This window comes from Rhizobium sp. RU20A (genome assembly GCF_900155885.1).
Classification (GTDB): Bacteria; Pseudomonadota; Alphaproteobacteria; order Rhizobiales; family Rhizobiaceae; genus RU20A.
In genome coordinates, this window is record NZ_FTMB01000003.1 from 112086 (window position 1) to 132094 (window position 20009).

Annotated in this window: 18 protein-coding genes and 1 pseudogene; 12 read left to right on the top strand and 7 right to left on the bottom strand. The window is 64.7% G+C overall.

Translation table 11 applies throughout. The annotated features are described in order from the left end of the window. Nucleotides 1-135: 135 nt before the first annotated feature. Nucleotides 136-714, top strand: a complete 579-nt coding sequence (raiA, locus tag F3H41_RS10995) for a ribosome-associated translation inhibitor RaiA (RefSeq protein WP_149738721.1) — start codon at nucleotides 136-138, stop codon at nucleotides 712-714. Nucleotides 715-827: 113 nt separating this feature from the next. Beyond that, nucleotides 828-1292, top strand: coding sequence for a PTS IIA-like nitrogen regulatory protein PtsN (ptsN, locus tag F3H41_RS11000; protein ID WP_149738722.1), 465 nt, complete (start codon nucleotides 828-830; stop codon nucleotides 1290-1292). Between the two features lie 100 nt (nucleotides 1293-1392). Here ptsN and grpE read toward each other — a convergent pair whose 3' ends face one another. Both grpE and hrcA read right to left on the bottom strand, forming a co-directional pair. Further along, the gene (grpE, locus tag F3H41_RS11005) at nucleotides 1393-2034 is read right to left on the bottom strand and encodes a nucleotide exchange factor GrpE (protein WP_149738723.1); all 642 of its coding nucleotides are present in this window, start codon (nucleotides 2032-2034) and stop codon (nucleotides 1393-1395) included. A gap of 97 nt (nucleotides 2035-2131) precedes the next feature. Beyond that, nucleotides 2132-3211 (bottom strand): heat-inducible transcriptional repressor HrcA, encoded by a 1080-nt coding sequence (gene hrcA / locus F3H41_RS11010; RefSeq protein WP_149738724.1) that lies wholly within the window; start codon nucleotides 3209-3211, stop codon nucleotides 2132-2134. Nucleotides 3212-3366: 155 nt separating this feature from the next. On the opposite strand from hrcA, the gene rph reads away from it, so the two are divergent. From rph to hemW, 3 genes are all read left to right on the top strand, one after another. Continuing rightward, on the top strand, nucleotides 3367-4086 hold the full coding sequence (gene rph, locus F3H41_RS11015) for a ribonuclease PH (protein WP_149738725.1): 720 nt from the start codon (nucleotides 3367-3369) through the stop codon (nucleotides 4084-4086). A gap of 229 nt (nucleotides 4087-4315) precedes the next feature. Beyond that, entirely contained in the window at nucleotides 4316-4960 is a 645-nt protein-coding gene (rdgB, locus tag F3H41_RS11020; RefSeq protein ID WP_149738726.1) for an RdgB/HAM1 family non-canonical purine NTP pyrophosphatase, read from the top strand. A gap of 2 nt (nucleotides 4961-4962) precedes the next feature. After that, a complete protein-coding gene (hemW, locus tag F3H41_RS11025) occupies nucleotides 4963-6144 on the top strand; it encodes a radical SAM family heme chaperone HemW (protein WP_149738727.1) in 1182 nt (393 codons plus the stop codon). Between the two features lie 59 nt (nucleotides 6145-6203). On the opposite strand, the gene F3H41_RS11030 is transcribed toward hemW, so the two are convergent. Continuing rightward, the gene (locus F3H41_RS11030; protein ID WP_149738728.1) at nucleotides 6204-6689 is read right to left on the bottom strand and encodes an SRPBCC family protein; all 486 of its coding nucleotides are present in this window, start codon (nucleotides 6687-6689) and stop codon (nucleotides 6204-6206) included. Between the two features lie 265 nt (nucleotides 6690-6954). Here F3H41_RS11030 and F3H41_RS21255 point away from each other — a divergent pair, with 265 nt between their 5' ends. After that, entirely contained in the window at nucleotides 6955-7131 is a 177-nt protein-coding gene (locus F3H41_RS21255; RefSeq protein WP_188129429.1) for a hypothetical protein, read from the top strand. Nucleotides 7132-7212: 81 nt separating this feature from the next. Here the strand turns inward: F3H41_RS21255 and dnaA are convergent, their stop codons facing one another. The 3 genes and pseudogenes from dnaA to mutM form a co-directional block, all read right to left on the bottom strand. Beyond that, complete coding sequence (gene dnaA, locus F3H41_RS11035) at nucleotides 7213-8661, bottom strand: chromosomal replication initiator protein DnaA (RefSeq protein WP_149738729.1); 1449 nt, start codon at nucleotides 8659-8661, stop codon at nucleotides 7213-7215. 1149 nt (nucleotides 8662-9810) lie between these two features. Next, nucleotides 9811-10077, bottom strand: a complete 267-nt coding sequence (gene rpsT, locus F3H41_RS11040; protein ID WP_149738730.1) for a 30S ribosomal protein S20 — start codon at nucleotides 10075-10077, stop codon at nucleotides 9811-9813. 223 nt (nucleotides 10078-10300) lie between these two features. Next, nucleotides 10301-11188: pseudogene (gene mutM, locus F3H41_RS11045) on the bottom strand (bifunctional DNA-formamidopyrimidine glycosylase/DNA-(apurinic or apyrimidinic site) lyase); the annotation flags it as partial. 180 nt (nucleotides 11189-11368) lie between these two features. Here mutM and ubiE point away from each other — a divergent pair. The 6 genes from ubiE to coaBC all read left to right on the top strand — a co-directional run bounded on the left by ubiE (nucleotide 11369) and on the right by coaBC (nucleotide 18862). After that, nucleotides 11369-12145: a bifunctional demethylmenaquinone methyltransferase/2-methoxy-6-polyprenyl-1,4-benzoquinol methylase UbiE gene (gene ubiE, locus F3H41_RS11050; protein WP_149738732.1), complete on the top strand. Its 777-nt coding sequence runs from the start codon at nucleotides 11369-11371 to the stop codon at nucleotides 12143-12145. Nucleotides 12146-12149: 4 nt separating this feature from the next. Then, nucleotides 12150-13724: a 2-polyprenylphenol 6-hydroxylase gene (gene ubiB, locus F3H41_RS11055; protein WP_149738733.1), complete on the top strand. Its 1575-nt coding sequence runs from the start codon at nucleotides 12150-12152 to the stop codon at nucleotides 13722-13724. A gap of 134 nt (nucleotides 13725-13858) precedes the next feature. Next, nucleotides 13859-14104: a hypothetical protein gene (locus F3H41_RS11060; protein WP_149738734.1), complete on the top strand. Its 246-nt coding sequence runs from the start codon at nucleotides 13859-13861 to the stop codon at nucleotides 14102-14104. 244 nt (nucleotides 14105-14348) lie between these two features. Continuing rightward, entirely contained in the window at nucleotides 14349-15584 is a 1236-nt protein-coding gene (locus F3H41_RS11065; protein WP_149738735.1) for an efflux RND transporter periplasmic adaptor subunit, read from the top strand. A gap of 10 nt (nucleotides 15585-15594) precedes the next feature. After that, nucleotides 15595-17553, top strand: coding sequence for a MacB family efflux pump subunit (locus F3H41_RS11070; RefSeq protein WP_149738736.1), 1959 nt, complete (start codon nucleotides 15595-15597; stop codon nucleotides 17551-17553). 94 nt (nucleotides 17554-17647) lie between these two features. Continuing rightward, nucleotides 17648-18862: a bifunctional phosphopantothenoylcysteine decarboxylase/phosphopantothenate--cysteine ligase CoaBC gene (gene coaBC / locus F3H41_RS11075; RefSeq protein WP_149738737.1), complete on the top strand. Its 1215-nt coding sequence runs from the start codon at nucleotides 17648-17650 to the stop codon at nucleotides 18860-18862. On the opposite strand, the gene F3H41_RS11080 is transcribed toward coaBC, so the two are convergent. Further along, nucleotides 18863-19690, bottom strand: a complete 828-nt coding sequence (locus tag F3H41_RS11080; RefSeq protein ID WP_149738738.1) for a class II glutamine amidotransferase — start codon at nucleotides 19688-19690, stop codon at nucleotides 18863-18865. Nucleotides 19691-20009: the final 319 nt, after the last annotated feature.

The window sequence follows — 20009 nt, forward strand, 5'->3', positions numbered from 1 at the left end:
GGCCCGGAATTGAGGGCCTTCAGCGCGGCGTGCGCCCGCACCGTTTAAAGATGCGATACATGCTTGAAAAGCTTGGATGCGGGAGGCGCTTGGAATAGACTGGACACGCAGACCACAACAAAGAGAGGAAACTCCATGAGTGTGCGTGTATCCGGGAAACATATGGACATCGGTGAATCGTTCCGGCTCCGAATCGAGGAGCAGATCGAGCAGGCCGTAACCAAATACTTTGACGGAGGCTATTCAGGTCAGGTCACTGTGGACAAATCCGGATCGCGGTTCAGCGCCGACTGCAAGCTTCACCTGGACACGGGAATCGTGCTGCAGGCGAACGGTCAGGCGAACGAGCCCCAGGCCGCCTTCGATAGCGCCGCTGAGCGGATCGAAAAGCGCCTGCGCCGCTACAAGCGGAAGCTCAAGGATCACCACAACGGCAATGGCCATGCCAGCGCATTCGAAGAAATCGCCTATACGGTGATGGATCCGGTGCCGGATGAAGAGGACGAGGTTCCCGAAGACTTCGCCCCCACCATCGTGGCGGAAAGCTCCAAGCAACTGCGGACCATGTCGGTCGCCGGCGCCGTAATGGCGCTCGATATGACCGACGAGCCGGTGCTGATGTTCAAGACGCCCAACGGCGCCGGATTGAACATCGTCTATCGGCGCAATGACGGAAACATTGGCTGGATCGACGCCGCGAGCATCAAGGCCTGAGACGCACTGCGGCGGGGGATCACGCGTTCCCCGCCGCCCTGCCGGTCGATCAGCCACAGCGAGATTTGAGCGAAGGAGCCACAAGCCCTTCGTTCGTGGACGAGGAAGAGACAATGGCATTGGCAGGCTTGCTGCAGCAGAATGCGATCATCCCCGCGATGCGCGCCAATTCGAAGAAGCAGCTTCTCCAGGAACTGGCTGGCAAGGCATCGAAACTCACCGGCCTTGCGGAACGCGAAATTTTCGACGTCATCCTGCAGCGCGAACGCCTCGGCTCCACAGGGGTCGGCAACGGCATCGCCATCCCCCACGGCAAGATTGCGGGCCTGCCCGCCATTGTCGGCCTGTTCGCACGCCTCGAAACGCCCGTCGATTTCGAAGCGCTGGACGACCAGCCGGTCGATCTCGCCTTTCTGCTGCTCGCACCGGAAGGCGCGGGTGCAGATCACCTCAAGGCGCTGTCGCGTATCGCGCGCGTTCTGCGCGACCAGGACATGGTTGCCAAGCTTCGGGCGACCGATTCGGCCACCGCCATCTATGCCTTCCTTAATGAGGATCCGGCGTCGAACGCGGCATAAGGCTTAGAGACAACCGGATTTCGGCAAAGATAAGGCCCGGTTCGCAGTTGCGACCGGGCCTCTTTCATCTCCACAGCTCAAGGGGCCGGGATCGCTGCAGTCAGTTCGCCGGTGCCTCGGCTTCGGGCGCGGCCACCTTCGGGCCACCCTTGGCAACGCCGACCATGGCGGGGCGCAGCACGCGCTCGCCGATCGAGTATCCATCCTGCACGACCTGCACGACGGTGTTGTTCGGCACATCGGCATTGGGAATTTCGAACATGGCCTGGTGGAAGTTCGGGTCGAACTTCTGGCCGACCGGCTCCAGCTTCTTCACGCCGTGGCGCTCCAGCGCGCCCAACATGGCACGCTCGGTCATTTCGACACCTTCGGCCAGTGTGTTGAGCCCCTGGTCGCCGGCAGCGCGGGCGTCGGCGGGGATGGCATCCAGCGCACGGCGCAGATTGTCGGAGACCGACAGCATGTCGCGGGCAAAGCTTGCCACGGCATAGGTCTTGGCGTCCTTGATCTCGCGCTCGGTGCGGCGGCGCAGATTGTCCATCTCGGCGGCAAGGCGCAGGTAGCGGTCCTTCAGCTCGGCATTTTCAGCGCGAAGGGCTTCGGTAGGGTCGGGTTCGACAGGGGTTTCCGGTGCGCCGGTGTCTGCGGCCGCAAAGGCGGCGGCGTCCAGGGCCTCGGCCGCGCCACGGGCGGCGTTCGCCTCGGCATGTTCGGCTTCGTGCTTGTTGGTGTCGTCGGTCATGACGGTCTCCGCTGTTCGTCCATTTCGAGGAAGTAGCGCCGATATCGAGGTTTGATCGGCAAAAATCAAGGCCTCGCGGCCTTTTGAGGGGTGTCTGCTAGCGCCTGAGTCGCGACATCAGTTGGGCGGTGTAATCGACCATCGGCACGATGCGCGCATAGTTCAGCCGAGTCGGCCCGATGACACCGACGGCGCCGATGATGCGATCTTCGCCATCGCGATAGGGCGCTACGATCAGCGAGGAGCCTGAAAGCGAGAAGAGCTTGTTTTCCGAGCCGATGAAGATGCGCACGCCCGAGCCCGATTCCGCAAGCGAGAGAATTTCGATCAGGCTCTCGTTCTTTTCGAGGTCGTCGAAGAGCAGGCGCAGGCGATCGACATCGTCCATGCCGGCGACGCCTTCGAGCAGATTGGCACGCCCGCGAACGATGAGCTGGGCGGCCTTGTCCTCCGCATCCGTACCCGACCAGACCGCGATGCCGCGCTCGACGAGATCCTGCGAGAGCACGTCCAGTTCGCGGCGCACGGTTTCCTGCAACCGCTCGATCTCGCCGCGAAGCTCGTTCAGCGTCTGTCCGGCGAGATGGGCGTTGAGGAAATTTGCGGCCTCCGTCAGCTGCGCGCTCGTCACGCCGGCCGGCAGCTCGATGATGCGGTTTTCAACTTGGTCGTGTTCGCCGACCAGCACGGCGAGCGCCTTGGTCGGGCCGAGGCGGATGAATTCGACGTGCTTGAGGACCGGGTCGTTCTTCTGGGTGATGACGAGGCCGGCGCCGCGCGACATGCCCGAGAGCATCTGGCTGGCATCGGCGAGAAGGCCCTCCACCGACTGGTCGCGATCGCCGGCCCTGACCTGCCGGTCGATGGAGGCGCGGTCCTCCGGCGAGAGATCGCCGACCTGCATGAAGGCATCGACGAAGAAGCGCAGGCCGCGCTGCGTCGGCAGGCGGCCGGCGCTGACATGGGGGGAATAGACGAGGCCGAGATGCTCGAGGTCGCTCATCACATTGCGCACGGAAGCGGGCGAAAGCGACATGGGCAGGATGCGCGAGAGATTGCGCGAGCCCAGCGGCTCGCCGCTTTCCAGATAGCTTTCGACGATCCGGCGGAAGATTTCGCCGGATCGCTCGTCGAGCTGAACGGCCCCTTCGTGTCCGAGCGTCCTGTTGATGGGCATTCCGCGCTGTTGTCCCGATGGTTGATCCCTGTCGGTAAATATAGTGCGACTGTTTTCTTTCGCAAAAGCCTTTCGTCGCCAGAGCGCCTTCCCGCACGCTTTCCCCTGAGGACAAGTTCGGCTAGAAGGGCGCCAACGGACGAAAGGAATATCCGATGCGGCCATCCGGCAGAAAAACCGATCAAATGCGCAAAGTCAGCTTTGAGCGCGGCGTGTCCAAACATGCCGAGGGCTCCTGCCTCGTGAAGTTCGGCGATACGCATGTGCTGTGCACGGCCAGCCTTGAGGACAAGACGCCGCCGTGGCTGCGCAATTCCGGCAAGGGCTGGGTGACGGCCGAATACGGCATGCTGCCGCGCGCCACCGGCGAGCGCATGAAGCGCGAGGCCGCCTCCGGCAAGCAGAGCGGCCGCACGCAGGAAATCCAGCGCCTCATCGGCCGCTCGCTGCGCGCCGTCGTCGATCTGCAAGCACTCGGCGAACGCCAGATCTCCATCGACTGCGACGTCATCCAGGCCGATGGCGGCACGCGCACGGCCTCGATCACCGGTGCCTGGATTGCACTGCGCGACTGCCTTGCCTGGATGGAAGCCCGCAACATGGTCAAGGTCGAGAAGGTCCTGAAGGACCATGTCGCGGCCATCTCCTGCGGCATCTTCGCCGATCAGCCCGTCATCGACCTCGATTACATCGAGGATTCCGCTGCCGAAACCGACGCCAACTTCGTCATGACCGGCAGCGGCGGCATCGTGGAGATCCAGGGCACGGCCGAGGGCAAGCCCTTTTCGGAAGCCGAGTTCCTGACGCTAATGGGTCTGGCGCGCAACGGCATTTCCGAACTCGTGTCGCTGCAGAAGCAGGCGATCGGCGGCTAGGCGAATGAGGAGGCGGGCGGCCAATGGCCACTTGCCATGCTGACAATGGCACCTGCGCTGCCCGTCATCCTCGGGCTTGACCCGAGGATCCATTCCGCGAACTCTATCCGCGGCGATGGATGGTCGGGTCAAGCCCGACCATGATGGCGGATAGGTGACGAGATTGCCGAAAGACCATAAGCCGCTCGCTGCGTGCTTTCTTTTTTTAAAACCCGGACTGGACTGACCCATGCGCACGCTCGACACCCGCACCATCGTCGTTGCCAGCCACAACGCCGGCAAGATCGCCGAGATCCGCGATCTCATCGGCCCGTTCGGCTTTGCAGCAAAGTCGGCCGCCGACCTTTCCTTCATCGAGCCGGATGAGACGGGCACGACCTTCGAGGAGAACGCGGCTATCAAGGCGCTCGCCTCCGCCAGGGCCTCCGGCCTGCCGGCGCTTTCGGATGATTCCGGCATCGTTGTCGACGCGCTGGATGGTGCACCCGGTGTCTACACCGCCAACTGGGCGGAAACGGCCGACGGCACGCGTGATTTCCAGATGGCCATGCGAAAGGTCGAGGATGCGCTTGCTGAAAAGGGTGCGATCGAACCCGCACAGCGCAGCGCGCGCTTTGTCTCCGTGCTCTGCCTTGCCTGGCCCGATGGGCATACGGAAACCTTCCGGGGCGAGGTGGAGGGCACCGTCGTCTGGCCGCCGCGCGGCGCACAAGGTTTCGGCTACGATCCGATCTTCAAGCCCGAGGGACATGAGCGTACCTTCGGCGAGATGAGTGCGGAGGAGAAGCACGGGTGGAAGCCGGGCGATGCGGATGCGCTGTCGCACCGTGCACGCGCGTTCAAGCTCTTCGTCGAAACCTGTCTGACGGCATGACCATGCAGCCGGCCCGTATTTCCGCGCTTTCCGACGGCCAGGATCCGGGCTTCGGCATCTATCTGCACTGGCCCTTCTGCGCGGCCAAATGCCCTTACTGCGACTTCAACAGCCATGTGCGCCACCAGCCGGTGGACCAGGCGCGCTTCATCTCCGCGTTTCTCAAGGAGATGGACGCCGCGCTCGCGCTCAGCGGCCCGCGCACCGTCACCTCGATCTTCATCGGCGGGGGCACGCCCTCGCTGATGGCGGCCCAGACGGTCGGCGCGCTGCTGGATGGCATCGCGGCCCGCTGGAGTGTGCCGGACGGCATCGAGGTGACGATCGAGGCCAATCCTTCCAGCGTGGAGGCCGACCGCTTCCGTGGCTACCGCGCCGCCGGCGTCAACCGCGTGTCGATGGGCGTGCAGGCGCTGAACGACCGAGACCTGAAATTCCTCGGCCGCCTTCACAATGTGGAGGAAGCGCTGACCGCCATCCGGCTGGCGCGCGAGATCTTCCCGCGCATGTCCTTCGATCTCATCTATGCCCGCCCCGGCCAGACGGTCGAAGACTGGGATGCGGAACTGAAGCAGGCGATCTCCTATGCGGTCGATCACCTTTCGCTCTACCAGCTGACGATCGAGGAGGGCACGCCCTTCTTCGGCCTGCACAAGGCGGGCAAGCTGATCGTTCCTGATGGCGAGCAGTCGGCCATTCTTTATGAGGCGACGCAGGAGATCACCGCGCGCGAGGGCATGCCAGCCTATGAGGTGTCCAATCATGCCCGGCCCGGCGCCGAGAGCCGCCACAACCTCACCTACTGGCGCTATGGCGACTATGCCGGCATCGGCCCCGGCGCGCATGGGCGCCTCAAGTCCGGCCATCGCAAGCTCGCCACCGCCACCGAGCGGCACCCGGAAACCTGGCTGCAGGCCGTGGAGCAGAATGGTCACGGTATGATCGAGATCGAGCCGCTCGAACTTGAGGAGCAGGCGGACGAACTGCTCCTGATGGGGCTACGCCTCAAGGAAGGCGTCGATCTCGCCCGTTGGCAGGCCCTCTCCGGCCGCGAGCCGGATCCGGTGCGCGAGCAGGATCTCATCGACCACGGCTTTATCGAGCGGATCGGCAATTCGCGGCTGCGCTGCACGCCGCAGGGCATGCTGATCCTTGATGCCGTCGTGGCGGACCTTGCCTGCTGAGGCGCGGCGCTCGCGCCAGGTGACGTCAGGGGCCGCAACATTGGGGCGTTGCGCCTTCCCTATCCCCGCAGCGTGGCTGCCAGCGCCGCAAGCTGGTCCGTCGCCCGGCCCCAGCCCTCGTGAAAGCCCATCTCTTCGTGCGTCTTTCGATCTTCTTCGCTCCAGTGGCGGACGCGGGCGGTGTAGCGCGTGCAGCCGGCCTCGTCGGCAAAGGTGATGATGCCGAGCATGAAGGCCTTTTTCGACGGGTTCCAGCCCGAGGTGAAGGCGTCGGTGAAGACGAGTTTTTCGTTTTCGACCACTTCGAGATAGACGCCCTCGCTCGGAAAGCGCTCGCCCTCGGGCGAGAGCATCACGACGCGGCTGTGGCCGCCGGCGCGCACATCAAGGTCCGCCTCGACAGTCTTCCACGGTTCGGGCGTGAACCAGCGGGTGAGCAAGGCCGGTTCCGTCCAGCAGCGATAGAGCGCGCTTCGCGTGACCGGGATCAGCCGTGTCAGGACCAGTTCGCGCGTGCCGGTCTCATCGTCCAGTCTCTCGGTCATGTCGCCTCCTGATTTCTGACGGGCGCTTTTCGTCCGTCCTTTCCTTGGCGCGCGACGGGTAGCGCTGCCTGACCTTCCCGCTGCGTCGCATTGCGAGAATGCCAAACGTCGGACGCGAAGCCAACCCTTGACGTCCCCGCAAAAGGCGAGCGGCGGATGCGGTCGCCGCCTGTTCCACCGGGAACAGCGCGGTGCGGTGGGGCATGCGATTGTCGGGTCACTGGATGAGACGGGCTCATCCACACCAGATCAAAGGACCCCAGCCATGCGCCGCATCGTTCTCTCCACCGTCCTCGCCGCTTTCGCCGCCCTCTCCTTTGCCGCCCCCTCGCAGGCCGGCTACTACAGCTACGACTATCAGCCGGTCTGCCACATCAAGAAGATCAAGACCTGGGACCACTACGGCAACCTCGTTATCAAGAAGATCAAGGTCTGCAAGTAAGCAGCGGCCAACGAAAAGAGCGCGGTAGGACGCCTGTCCACCCGCGCTCTTTACCCGTTGAAGCAAAGGGCCGGACGCGGCCTATTCGTTGATGAGGCGCTTCAGAAGTTCGATCTCGTGGCCGAGCTTGGTGTCGGCGGAAATCAGCTCCTCTATCTTGCGCACGGCGTGCAGCACGGTCGTGTGGTCGCGCCCGCCGAAACGGCGGCCGATCTCCGGGAAGGAGCGCGGCGTCAGGGTCTTCGACAGATACATGGCGATCTGGCGCGGCTTGACGATGACGCGCGTGCGGCGGTTCGACACCAGTTCCTGGCGCGAGACATTGTAGTGCTTGGCGACGACGCGCTGGATGTCCTCGATGCGCACGCGGCGCGGCTCGCCGGTGTTGACGAGGTGGCCGAGCAGTTCGTCAACCCGCTCCAGCGACAGCTGCGGCTCGAAGGAGCGGCGGAAAAGCATCTGGTTGAAGGCGCCTTCCAGCTCGCGGCCGCTGGCGGTCACCTGCCGGGCCACATGGCTGAGGATCTCGACGGGTATGTCGAGGCTCGCATCCTCCTGACGGGCAGCAGCAAGCCGTCGCTGCAGGATTTCGAGCCGCATCTCGTAATCGGGCCCTTCCAGTTCGATGGCAACGCCACCCTGCAGGCGCGAGCGCACGCGCGTGTCGAGGGATTCCAGTTCCCAAGGCGCACGGTCTGCGGCCACGACCACCTGGCGGGCGCTGTCGAGCAGCATGTTGAGGAGATGGCAGAATTCGTTCTGGATCGACTTGCCCTGCAGGAACTGCATGTCGTCGATGATAAGAAGGTCGATGTTGCGCAGCGATTCCTTCAGCGACAGGGCGTCATTGTCGCGAATGGCGGTGGCAAAGCGCCACATGAAATACTCGGCCGTGAGATAGACGACGCGGGGCGCGCGCGGCGAGCGGATCGCCTCGGCGGCAATCGCCTGCAACAGATGCGTCTTGCCGAGGCCGACGCTCGAATGCACGAAGAGCGGATTGAAACGCACGGCGCCGGCGCCGGCTTCCGCGATGGTGCGGGCAGCGGCAAGCGCCACGCGATTGGACGAGCCCTCGACGAAGCTGTCGAAGGTGTAGCGCGGGTCGAGCGGCGAGCCGAAGAGCGGCGCGGCCGGAGACTGCGGCTTTGCGGTGTTCGGAAGGCTGGCGGCAGCAACCGTGCCGACGGTCTGCGGCAGCGTGCGGCGGACGGGCTGCACGGCCGGCTCCTGGCCGGCGGAAACGGCGGCATCCTCGCGCTCTGGCACGCGGCCACGGGTCGCCGAACGCACCAGGATTTCGACCTTCAGCACTTCGGCATCTTCCTGCTGGAAAAGGCTGGTGATGAGGTCGAGATAGCGATTGTTGATCCAGGACTTCAGGAAGGTGGTCGGCACGGTCAGGCGCACGACGCTCTTGGAGACCGAATGCAGCTTCAGGCGCGCAAACCAGCTCGCATAGACATCGGGACCGACCTGGGCCTTGAGGCGGGCGCTGACACGCTCGAAGATCGCGTTGTGCGCAGCCATGCCATCAGTATCCTTTGCCAGTCCGTCACACCGCGTCTGTGACCGTTCATCCGCGCGGAAATGCGAGGCACCCTGTTTGGATGCTTCGTCCGCTGCCGCCATTGTCATTCGCATCTTGCCGCCTTCCAAGTCTGTCGCAGAAGCGGGGTACCGCTCCTGTTGTCCGCCCGCAGCAAACGGCCCATGCGGTTCATCCGTATGGTGGCGCCGTCGCCCTGTCTTCAGAGATCGCCATGCCGCCCGCTGGGCGACGAAGCGCAATCTCACCTTTGTCCGGAAAAGCGCTGTCACCGAAAGCCAAACAGGCCATCGTCTCCACCGTTCCGGTCTTGATCGTCCCAGCCCCTCATCTGCTGGTCCGTCCTGGTGCGCACCGGCCGCGGCATCCTCATCCCGCCCGCGGCTTGCCAGATACGCCCGGGACATTCAGCCACTCCAGCCAACGCCCCTTCGCCTATCAGGCCCTATTGCTCCTTTGTCATCCGAACCATCCAACGCAGAACCACATGCCTATACTCACGACGCCGACATCTCCAACGCAATCGCCATCGTCATGCCAGCCTGTCCCAGAGGCCGGCATTTTGAAAAAAGAGATGCGTTCCGACGCCATATCCGGCGCAGGGGCACACATCCCGCAATTGTCGGTGGAACGGTGGGTCACCACTCCGAACAGGAAGCAACCGGTCCAAACGATCCCGTCGAGTGCCTTTCGCAAGGCGCTCTTAAAGCCGCGCTCCGTCGTTCCTGATGGAGGCATTTAGGCAGGACTGCCGGGCAAGATCAATTAGGATTTTTACCATGGGGGAGAGGTGGAGGCGTTGACTCTTGCCGCGGTTTTCGACCCATGCGCAGGCCAAAAATGAGAATCGCAGGAGAATCAAAGGCTTTGTTTTTTGGCTTTTCCGTGCCGGGCCGGAGTCGCAGAAAAATAAAAAATCGCTTGACTCGAATGGGTAGCCGGCTGCCGTCCCACTGATAAGGCTAAAGAAGCAGAACCTTGCGCAAGCTATTGAAACTTATTGATATTTCATGTCATTCCGCTGACATGTGAAATGACTTTGATAAACGACATTCACAGGATTCCAAAAGCATGAATCCGAAAAGCCCGGCACGGCGGCCGGGCTTTTCAAGAGCACAAAATAGAATGTATCAGGCCGACAGGGCCTTCACGCGGCTCGCCAGACGCGAGACCTTGCGGGAAGCCGTGTTGGAGTGCATCACGCCCTTGCTGGCGGCGCGTGCGAGTTCCGGCTGGGCTGCCTTCAGGGCAGCGGCAGCAGCGGCTGCATCACCCGATGCAATCGCTTCCTCGACCTTGCGGACGTAGGTGCGAACACGCGAACGACGAGCCTTGTTCACTTCAGTGCGGCGAGCGATCTTGCGGGTCGCCTTCTTCGCCGAGGACGTATTGGCCATAGATGCCTCTCTTCGAAATCTGACACGAACTCCACCTTCGCGGCGTGGGTCACGGCGACCTGTCACATCCAAGCAATTCGGGAGCTTGACCGGAACCCCCGAACGGGCGTTCCAAACTGAGGGCGGCGTATACCGGCAAAAGACCGGCCCGTCAACGCGCTATTTTCAGATTCCGTTTGCCGACGACCTTGCCGGCCAAGCGGTGCGGCGCCTTTTGCGGCAGCTGGCAGACCGGGCAGTGAAAGGTGGAGCGCCCGGCCTGCACGCTGCGCGCCACCACGCCCACACAGGCCGGACGGCGGCAAGGCTCGCCCTCGCGGTCATAGACGGAAAAGGCGTGCTGGAAATAGCCGAGCGAGCCGTCCGTGCGGATGTGGTCGCGCAGCGAGGAGCCACCCGCCTCGATCGCCTCGGCGATGACGGCGCGGACATTGTCAACGAGCGCCAGCAGCTGAGGGCGGGGACGGCCCTTGCCGTCGACCAGCGTGCCCGCCGCCTGTTCCGGCGCAAGCCCGGTGCGCCACAGCGCTTCGCAGACATAGATGTTGCCGAGACCGGCGATGACCTTCTGGTCGAGCAGTGCGGTCTTCAGCGGCTGCGCCTTGCCGGCAAAGCGGGTGGCGAGGTAGGCCGCATCCAGCCAGTTGCCGGTCGGCTCCGGGCCGAGATCGCGCAGATAGGCGTTCTCCTCGCGCCCGCCGGCGGCGATGAGGTCCATGAAGCCGAAGCGGCGGGGATCGTTGTAGACGACGCGGGCGTGCCGGCCCTCGCGCTCCAGATGGAAAACCACGTGGTCGTGGCGCGCATCCTTGGAGCGCGCCATATGGAAGACACCCGGCGTTTCGCCGCCTTCGCCCTCCTCCTCGATGCGGAAGGAGCCGGACATGCCGAGGTGGGCAAGGAGCGCGGCCCCGCCCTCCAGCTCGATCAGCAGATACTTGGCGCGCCGGGAGAGGGCCAGGATCCGCCGGCCGTCCGCGGCCTGCGTGAGGCCGGCCGGAAAGGGAAAGCGCAGGTCCGGCCGGCGAAGCTCCAGCCTCTCGATGGTCGCACCCTCCATGACGGGGGCAAGGCCGCGCCGGACGGTTTCGACTTCGGGCAGTTCAGGCATTTTCATCCTTTCCGCCTGCCGGCCGCTTCGGAAGCGTTTGCCTCGGCACGCGTTTCACCTATATCGGGCCCTGACATCGGGCGGGTATGCCGCAGGCGGCCCTCTTCGCTTCAGATAGCGTGTGGTGGGACAATTCGCTATGGTCGCGCCGATTTTGCGGAACGGGTTTGGAGAAGACGGATGACGAATGCGCGCACCTCTGCGGACGGCGGGATGGAAACCTCCTATGGCTTCCGCAATGTCGGCAAGGGCGAAAAGCAGGCCCTCGTCAACGATGTCTTCCACAAGGTGGCCAAGCGCTACGACATCATGAACGACGTGATGTCGGCCGGCCTGCACCGCGCCTGGAAGGATGCGATGGTGGCCGCCCTCAATCCACGCTCCAGCACCGGGTTCAAAGTGCTGGACGTTGCGGGCGGCACCGGCGACATCGCGTTTCGCATCGTGGAGGCCTCAGGCCGCACCGCGCAGGCGACCGTGCTCGACATCAACGGTTCCATGCTGGCCGTCGGCGCCGAGCGGGCCGAGAAGAAGGGGCTTTCCGGCAACCTCACCTTCGTCGAGGCCAATGCCGAGGACCTGCCCTTCGAGGATGCCTCTTTCGACGCCTACACGATCGCGTTCGGTATCCGCAATGTGCCGCGCATCGAGGTGGCGCTGTCGGAGGCCTTTCGCGTGCTGAAGCGTGGCGGGCGGCTGCTGGTACTGGAATTCTCCGAAGTCGAGCTGCCGCTGCTCGACCGCTTCTATGACGCATGGTCGTTCAATGCGATCCCGCAATTCGGCAAGATGATCACCGGCGAGGCCGAGCCCTATCAGTATCTGGTGGAATCCATCCGCAAGTTCCCCAACCAGGAGAATTTTGCCGCGATGATCCGCACCGCCGGCTTCTCGCGCGTCGGCTACACCAATTACACGGGCGGCATCGCCGCGCTGCACTCTGGCTGGAAGCTCTAAGCCGATGAGCACGCCGGGAGCTTACTACCGCCTTGCCCGCATCGGCTATGTGCTGATCCGCGCCGGTGTCTTCTCCGCCATCCCGCCGGAAAACCTGCCGCCGGCGCTTCGCGTCGTGCAGTCCGTCGCCGGCCTCTTCGAGCGGCGCGTCCGGTCCGGCGAGGATCGGCGCGAGCGCGTGGCAAGGGCCATCGAACGTCTCGGCCCCTCCTACGTCAAGATGGGCCAGTTCCTCTCGACCCGTCCCGACGTGGTCGGCGCACAGTTCGCCACCGACCTTGCGCTCCTGCAGGACCGTATGGCGACCTTCCCGCAGGCCGAGGCCGAGGCGATCATCGCCGGCTCGCTGGGGCGCAGCATTGCCGATCTCTACGCCCGCTTCGATGCGCCGATCGCCGCGGCCTCGATCGCCCAGGTTCACCCCGCCGAAGTCGCCGACGGCAGCCAGCGACGCAAGGTGGCGGTGAAGGTCGTGCGCCCGGGCGTACGCCAGCGCTTCGCGCAGGATCTGGAGGCCATGTATCTGGTCGCCCGTTTGCAGGAGCGCTACGTGCGCAATGCGCGGCGCCTGCGCCCCGTCGAGGTCACCCGGACGCTCGAGCAGACCACCCGCATCGAGATGGACCTGCGCCTCGAAGCGGCCGCGCTGTCCGAAATCGCCGAGAATACCGCCCACGACCAGGGCTTCCGCGTGCCCAAGGTGGACTGGGAGCGCACGGGCCGCGATGTCGTCACCATGGAATGGATCGACGGCACGCGCATGTCGGATCTCGACGCCCTGCGCCGAGCCGGTCATGACCTCAACCGTCTCGCCGATACGCTGATCCAGTCCTTCCTGCGTCACACGCTGCGCGACGGATTCTTTCATGCCGACATGCACCAGGGCAACCTGATGGTGGATGCGGCCGGCACGATCGTGGCCGTCGATTTCGGAATTGTCGGACGGCTCGGCAAGAAGGAACGCCGGTTCCTCGCCGAAATCCTCTATGGCTTCATCCAGCGCGACTATGCGCGCGTCGCGGCCGTGCATTTCGAGGCCGGCTATGTGCCCGGCCATCACGATGTGGCGAGCTTCGCCCAGGCAATCCGCGCCATCGGCGAGCCGATCCACGGCCAACCGGCCGAGACCATCTCCATGGCGCGGCTTTTGACTTTGCTCTTCGAGATCACCGAGCTTTTCGACATGCAGACGCAGCCGCAGCTCGTCATGCTGCAGAAGACTATGGTGGTGGTGGAAGGCGTGGCGCGCACGCTTAATCCGCGCTTCAATATGTGGAAGGCGGCCGAACCCGTCGTCTCCGACTGGATCCGCGACAATCTCGGACCGAAGCGCATTCTCGTCGATATGCGCGAAGGCCTGTCGGCGGCCGTGCGGCTCGCCGAGGCAGCGCCGGAGATCGCGGCCAAGACCGAACAGTTCAGCCGCGACCTGACCTCCATGGCCGAGCATGGCCTGCGCTTCGACATCGCCACGGCAGAAGCGATCGGCGAGGCGGAGGCGCGCCACAGCCGTTCCGGACGCATCGCGCTCTGGGTCATCGCCATCGCCGCGGTCGTGATTGCCTGGCACGTCGCCTGAGCCTCGTCTGGCCCCCTTTCCCGGGGCTGAACTGCCTGTACCGCAGGGAACTGCAAGGCCCATTCCGAAGGGTTATTGTCTGATGAGGGTGGGATGGTCCTGCCCGAGATTCACGCATTCAGGGAGTTGGTTCCATGCGCAAGATCATGATTGCAGGCCTCGTCGCACTCGGGGCAATCGTCTCCTCGGCCGCACCGTCGGCTGCCGGCGGCTTCACGCTCACCATCGGCACGGGGTATCATCAGGCCGAGGTTCTGCCGGTCGGCCACTATTACGGCCACCGGAAGCACTATTACAAGCAGCACTGCTTCATCAAGAAGATCCGCAAGTACGACCATTACGGCAATCTCGTCGTCAAGCGCATCCGCGTCTGCCGCTGACACGTGCCAGACGTCACGGCATGCGCGTCTTGCGATCGCCAGCCCGGCCCAATGTCGCCGGGCTGGCATTCCAGCATGCCGGATCTGCCATCGCCTCGGCTGTCTTCACCGCGACGTGTCTGGCTGCGGCAATTTTCCTGCATGCCCGGGGCTTGGAAGGGCGTGAACGGAACACAATCTCCCGTTAAGGAGAGCTGACCGCCGAATGTCCGGCCGCGCGCCCCCTTGGAGTAACCCCGTATCCATGGCATCCCTTCGCGATCCGCAACCGGCAACCCCCACCACCGATGCTCCCGCCTCGATCGTCACCCCACCCACCCGGGTCAAGCGGCGGGGCAAGGGCAGGCGCTGGCTGGTTCTACTGGTAGTGCTGGCGCTGGCGGGTGGCGCAGGCGCCTATGTGTTTTATTCCGGCGAACAGAAGACGCAGGCCAATGTGCTGACTGACAGGGTGTCGCGCGGCGACATCGAAAGCCTTGTCACAGCAACCGGCGTCGTGAAGCCCTTCAAGGACGTGGACGTCGGCGCGCAGGTCTCCGGCCAGTTGCTGCGCATTCCCGTGGAGATCGGCGACCAGGTGAAGCAGGGCGACCTGATCGCGGAAATCGATCCCGCCTCCATCAAGACGCAGATCGAGATCGCCGAGGCTGAGCTCGCCAATCTGAAGGCGCAGTTGGCCGGTCGGCAGGCGCAGGCCACGCTCGCGGCGCGCACGCTGGCGCGCCAGCAGGCGCTCGTCAAAGCCAATGGCGCCGCACAGGCCGCGCTCGATGAGGCCGAGGCGGCGGAGGCCGGCGCACGCGCCGATATCGATGCGCTGAACGCGCAGATCCGCAAGCAGGAGGCGGCGCTCAAAGATGCCGGCATCAGTCTCGGCCACACACAGATCTATGCCCCCATGGCCGGCACCGTCGTCGATATTGCCGCCACGGAGGGTCAGACGCTGAACGCCAACCAGACGACGCCGACCATCGCCACGCTCGCCGACCTCTCGACCATGACGATCGAGGCCGATGTCTCGGAGGCGGATGTGAGCCGGCTCAAGGTCGGCATGCCGGTCTATTTCACCCTGCTCGGTGCGCCGGACCTGCGCATCGAAGGCAAGCTCCGGCAGGTGAAGCCGAAGCCCTCGACCGAAAACAACGTCGTGCTCTACTCCGCCCTCTTCGACGTGCCGAATGCCGAGGGGCGGCTGATGATCGATATGACGGCGGAAGTGTTCTTCGTGGAGGCTTCCGCGAAGAACGTGCTCATCGTACCGCTGACGGCGCTATCTCGGGACCGCGACGGCAAGGCTGAGGTGACGGTGACGACGCCCAGCGGCGGGCGCGAGACGCGCACGATCGAAACGGGCCTGCGCGACCGCCTTTCCGTCGAGGTGCGCTCCGGCCTTTCGGAAGGCGACACCGTCGTGACCGGCCAGGCCTCCGAGCGCTCCGGCCAACAGCGGCGCGGCGGCGGCATGCCGCGGCTCTTCTGAGGCCCGGCCCATGGCGCTCCTTTCGCTCCGCGATATCAGACGCAGCTTCGTCAATGGCGAGGCCGAGGTGGAGGTGCTGAAGGGCCTCACGCTCGACATCGAGGAGGGTGAGTTCGTCGCTATTGTCGGCGCGTCCGGCTCCGGCAAATCGACCCTGATGAACATTCTCGGTTGCCTCGACCGGCCGACCTCCGGCACCTATGCCGTGGCGGGCGAGGATGTCGCGGACCTCGATACGGACCAGCTCTCGGCGCTGCGCCGCCGGCTCTTCGGCTTCGTCTTCCAGAGCTACAATCTGGTTCCGACCCTCAACGCGCTCGAAAATGTGGAGCTGCCGGCCGTCTATGCCGGGCTTCCCGCCAGCGAGCGCAAGGACCGGGCCGCAGCCCTGCTCGGCTCGCTCGGGCTTTCGGAACGGCTGCACCACCGCCCCGGCCAGCTTTCCGGCGGCCAGCAGCAGCGCGTCTCCATCGCCCGTGCCCTGATGAACGGCGGGCGCATCATCCTGGCCGACGAGCCGACCGGGGCGCTCGACAGTTCCTCGGGCCGGGACGTGATGGCCAGGCTTTCCGAGATGCACCGGGCCGGGCACACGGTCATCATCATCACCCACGCAGCCGAGGTTGCTGAAGCGGCGGAACGGATCATCGAGATCAGCGACGGCGAGATCGTTGCCGACCGGCCGAGCCCGTCGCGCGATCCGCGCATCGCCCGCCTCCCCCGCCGCCTGCCGACGGAGATGCTGACGCAGACAAGTGACGGTGCCTCGATCGCCGGCGATCTGCCGGAGGCGGCGCGCATGTCGCTGCGCTCGCTCGCGGCCAATCTGCTGCGCACCGCGCTCACTTTGCTCGGCATCGTCATCGGCGTCTCCTCGGTGGTCGCCATGCTCGCCATCGGCACGGGCGCGCAGAACCAGGTGCTCGGTCGCATCGCCTCGCTCGGCTCCGATCTGCTCATCGTCAGACCCAACATGCAGAACTTTCGCGGCGGCGACGGGGGAAGTGTGGTGACGCTGGTGCCGGCGGATGCGGATGCGATCCGCGAACTGCCGAATATCGCCTCCGCTGTGCCGGAAATGAGCGCGAACCTCACCGTGCGTGCGGGACGGCAGGACACGCAGACCAGCGTCAACGGCACGACGCCCGATTTCATCGACGCCAAGGCCTGGCCGCTGGAAGAAGGCAGCTTCATCTCCGCCGACGACATGGCGTATTACCGGCCCGTCGCCGTGCTCGGCCAGACGGCCGCGACCGCGCTTTTCGGCGAGGGCACGGATCCGATCGGCCGCTACATCATCGTGCGCGACATCCCCTTTCAGGTGATCGGCCTGCTCTCGAAGAAGGGCGCAACGGCCGGCGGCAACGACCAGGACGACACGATCCTCGTGCCGCTCACCACCGGCAGCCTCCGCCTCTTCGGCCAGCGCAATGTGCGCACCATCACGGTGAAGGTCGAAGACAGCAGCGCCATCGCCATTTCCGAAAGCCAGATCCTCGATCTCCTCAACAAGCGGCACGGGCGCGAGGATACGCAGATCACCAACCTCGCCTCGATCCGAGACACGATCGAGGAAACCTCGGGCATCCTGAAGATCTTTCTGGGTTCCGTCGCAGCCATCTCGCTGCTCGTCGGCGGCATCGGCGTCATGAACATCATGCTGGTCAGCGTCACCGAACGCACCCGCGAGATCGGCATTCGTATGGCGACCGGGGCGCGGCCGCGCGATATTCTCGCGCAATTCATCGTGGAGGCGCTCGTCGTCTCCTCCATCGGCGGCCTCGTCGGCATCGGGCTCGGGCTCGGCATCGCGCTGCTCGCCAGCCAGTTCGCGGTGCCGGTCAGCTTTTCTTTCGGGCCGGTCGTACTCGCCTTCACCTCCGCCTTCCTCACCGGCCTTGTCTTCGGCTTCCTGCCGGCGCGCAATGCAGCCAGGCTCGATCCGGCGATCGCGCTTGCCGCCAAGTAACCATCCAACGAGGCCGCGCATTCCCACGGCAGCGCGATTGCGCTAAGTCCTTGCCGATGTTCCCAATCGCTTTCGAAACCTCAGGGGCGAACGCATGGCACTTGGCGGCAAACGCATCCTTCTCATCATCGCCGGCGGCATCGCGGCCTATAAGAGCCTCGACCTCATCCGCCGGCTGAAGGAACGGGGCGCCAGCGTCGTGCCGGTCATGACGGCCGGCGCGCAGCAGTTCATCACGCCGCTCGCCGTCGGCGCACTCTCGGGCGGGCACGTCTTCACCGAGCTCTTCTCCCGCGAGGACGAGCAGGATGTCGGCCATATCCGGCTGGCGCGCGAGGTCGATGCGATCGTGATCGCACCCGCGACGGCCGACCTGATGGCGAAGATGGCGAACGGTTTTGCCGACGATCTCGCCAGCACGGTGCTGCTTGCCACCGACCGGCCGGTGCTGGCCGCCCCCGCCATGAACCCGAAGATGTGGAGCCATCCGGCCACGCGTCGCAACGTCGCAACACTGGCGAAGGATGGCATCCGCCTCATAGGCCCCGCCGCCGGCGAGATGGCCGAGCGCGGCGAGGCCGGAACAGGCCGCATGGTCGAGCCCATGGAGATCGTCACGGCGCTGGAGGCGCTGTTCTCCGACACCGAGGAGAAGCCGCTCGCCGGCCGCCGCGCCATCGTCACCTCAGGCCCGACCCATGAGCCGATCGACCCGGTGCGCTACATCGCCAACCGCTCCTCCGGCCGGCAGGGTCATGCGATCGCGGCTGCGCTTGCGCAGCTCGGCGCCGACGTCACGCTTGTCAGTGGGCCCGTCTCCATCCCCGATCCCGCAGGTGTGCAAACAATCCATGTGGAGCGGGCCGAGGAGATGCTGTCGGCCGTTCTGAGCGCCCTGCCGGCCGACATTGCCGTCATGGTCGCGGCCGTTGCCGACTGGCGGGTTGCCTCCAGTTCCGACGAGAAGATCAAGAAGGCGCCCGGCGAGGGGCCGCCGACCCTGTCGCTTGCCGAAAACCCCGATATCCTCAGCACCATCGGCCATCATGAAAAACGCCCGCGCATCGTCGTGGGCTTTGCGGCGGAAACGCAGACGCTGATCGAGAACGCGACCCGCAAGCTCGAGAGAAAGGGGGCGGACTTCATCGTCGCCAACGATGTCTCGCCCGAAACCGGCATCATGGGCGGCATGCGCAACGAGGTACGCCTCGTCAGCCGCGCGGGCGTCGAGGACTGGCCCGATATGGACAAGGATGCGGTTGCCAACAAACTCGCCAGGCGGATTGCCGAGATGCTGGCGAAAGCCTGATCAGAACGTCCGGGCGGAAGGACGGGCCGGCATCGGGGCCGGTTCTGCACCCGCAACCGGATTGAAGACGCGCATGTCGATGCCGTTTTCACCGACGATCACCGCCGTGCCGTCGGGAATTTCCACCCAGGCCTCGTCGTCATCGTTCAGCGGCTCCGACACCAGACAGTAGCCGCCAGCCCGGCCCATGGGCGCGGCATAGAGCGTGGGTGCGCGCCAGTCCGTCGCATAGCGCACGGCGTAAAGGCCATGGCCATCCGAAAAGGCTGCCGTGAAGCGGATCAGAGGCGGCGTGCCCATATGGTCCGAAAGGCGCTCGACGAAGGCGATCGTCTCGGCCATGGCGGCCAGCGGATCGCGGTCGAGGCCGAATTGCAGGGCGAGCAGGAAGAGCAGCTCTGAATCCGTCGTGCCGGTGCGGGCAGCGTAGAGATCGTTGTCGAGCATGCTTTCCATGGGCCGGCGCAACTGCTCGAAGCCGTTGATCTGACCATTGTGCATGAATGACCACCGACCGAAGACGAAGGGATGGCAGTTGTCGCGGCGCGTGCCGCCGCCCGTCGCGGCGCGCACATGGGCGAGAAAGAGCGGTGAGCGGATCTGCCGGGCGATGCTTTTCAGGTTGCAGTCCGACCAGGCCGGCAGAATATCGCGATAGCGCCCCGGCTCCGGGCGGTCGCCATACCAGGCGATGCCGAAACCATCGCCATTCGTTGCGGTCTTGGCGCGGGTGGCGCAGTGCGACTGCTCGATCAGCGAATGGGCAGGGGAGGAAACGATGTCCTCCAGAAAAAGCGGCTCTCCGCGATAGGCTGCCCAACGGCACATGATGCTCACTCCACGGCCCGGTGCCTGCCTCCTCACACTCGGAAACAGGCCGACTCGCCGTTCTCATTGAAACTGTTAACCATGCGGAAGCCCCACTTTCCAACGCAATTTGGTAAAAATGCGTTAACGATGATGCGACATCCGTCATTTGCCACCATCGCGCATGCTCGCCCAGCCCGCGGTTTCCCTGGAAACACGGCGCTTTGCGGCTGCCATGTCTTGCTCTTGCGTGCCAGCCCAATAGAATGACTGTTCCGCTTTTCGAATTCCTGATCCATTTCGGGGGATGCGTGGGGCGATGGATCTTAAGGGGACGAGC

What these genes read in the sequence shown, in the direction of transcription:
- hrcA (WP_149738724.1), bottom strand. Translation starts at nt 3,211, where the DNA reads ATGCCCATCAACAGGACGCTCGGACACGAAGGGGCCGTTCAGCTCGAC.
- grpE (WP_149738723.1), bottom strand. Translation starts at nt 2,034, where the DNA reads ATGACCGACGACACCAACAAGCACGAAGCCGAACATGCCGAGGCGAAC.
- F3H41_RS11070 (WP_149738736.1), top strand. Translation starts at nt 15,595, where the DNA reads ATGGCGCTCCTTTCGCTCCGCGATATCAGACGCAGCTTCGTCAATGGC.
- F3H41_RS21255 (WP_188129429.1), top strand. Translation starts at nt 6,955, where the DNA reads ATGCGCCGCATCGTTCTCTCCACCGTCCTCGCCGCTTTCGCCGCCCTC.
- ubiB (WP_149738733.1), top strand. Translation starts at nt 12,150, where the DNA reads ATGAGCACGCCGGGAGCTTACTACCGCCTTGCCCGCATCGGCTATGTG.
- F3H41_RS11065 (WP_149738735.1), top strand. Translation starts at nt 14,349, where the DNA reads ATGGCATCCCTTCGCGATCCGCAACCGGCAACCCCCACCACCGATGCT.
- coaBC (WP_149738737.1), top strand. Translation starts at nt 17,648, where the DNA reads ATGGCACTTGGCGGCAAACGCATCCTTCTCATCATCGCCGGCGGCATC.
- dnaA (WP_149738729.1), bottom strand. Translation starts at nt 8,661, where the DNA reads ATGGCTGCGCACAACGCGATCTTCGAGCGTGTCAGCGCCCGCCTCAAG.
- ubiE (WP_149738732.1), top strand. Translation starts at nt 11,369, where the DNA reads ATGACGAATGCGCGCACCTCTGCGGACGGCGGGATGGAAACCTCCTAT.
- hemW (WP_149738727.1), top strand. Translation starts at nt 4,963, where the DNA reads ATGCAGCCGGCCCGTATTTCCGCGCTTTCCGACGGCCAGGATCCGGGC.
- ptsN (WP_149738722.1), top strand. Translation starts at nt 828, where the DNA reads ATGGCATTGGCAGGCTTGCTGCAGCAGAATGCGATCATCCCCGCGATG.
- F3H41_RS11080 (WP_149738738.1), bottom strand. Translation starts at nt 19,690, where the DNA reads ATGTGCCGTTGGGCAGCCTATCGCGGAGAGCCGCTTTTTCTGGAGGAC.
- rdgB (WP_149738726.1), top strand. Translation starts at nt 4,316, where the DNA reads ATGCGCACGCTCGACACCCGCACCATCGTCGTTGCCAGCCACAACGCC.
- rpsT (WP_149738730.1), bottom strand. Translation starts at nt 10,077, where the DNA reads ATGGCCAATACGTCCTCGGCGAAGAAGGCGACCCGCAAGATCGCTCGC.
- raiA (WP_149738721.1), top strand. Translation starts at nt 136, where the DNA reads ATGAGTGTGCGTGTATCCGGGAAACATATGGACATCGGTGAATCGTTC.
- rph (WP_149738725.1), top strand. Translation starts at nt 3,367, where the DNA reads ATGCGGCCATCCGGCAGAAAAACCGATCAAATGCGCAAAGTCAGCTTT.
- F3H41_RS11060 (WP_149738734.1), top strand. Translation starts at nt 13,859, where the DNA reads ATGCGCAAGATCATGATTGCAGGCCTCGTCGCACTCGGGGCAATCGTC.
- F3H41_RS11030 (WP_149738728.1), bottom strand. Translation starts at nt 6,689, where the DNA reads ATGACCGAGAGACTGGACGATGAGACCGGCACGCGCGAACTGGTCCTG.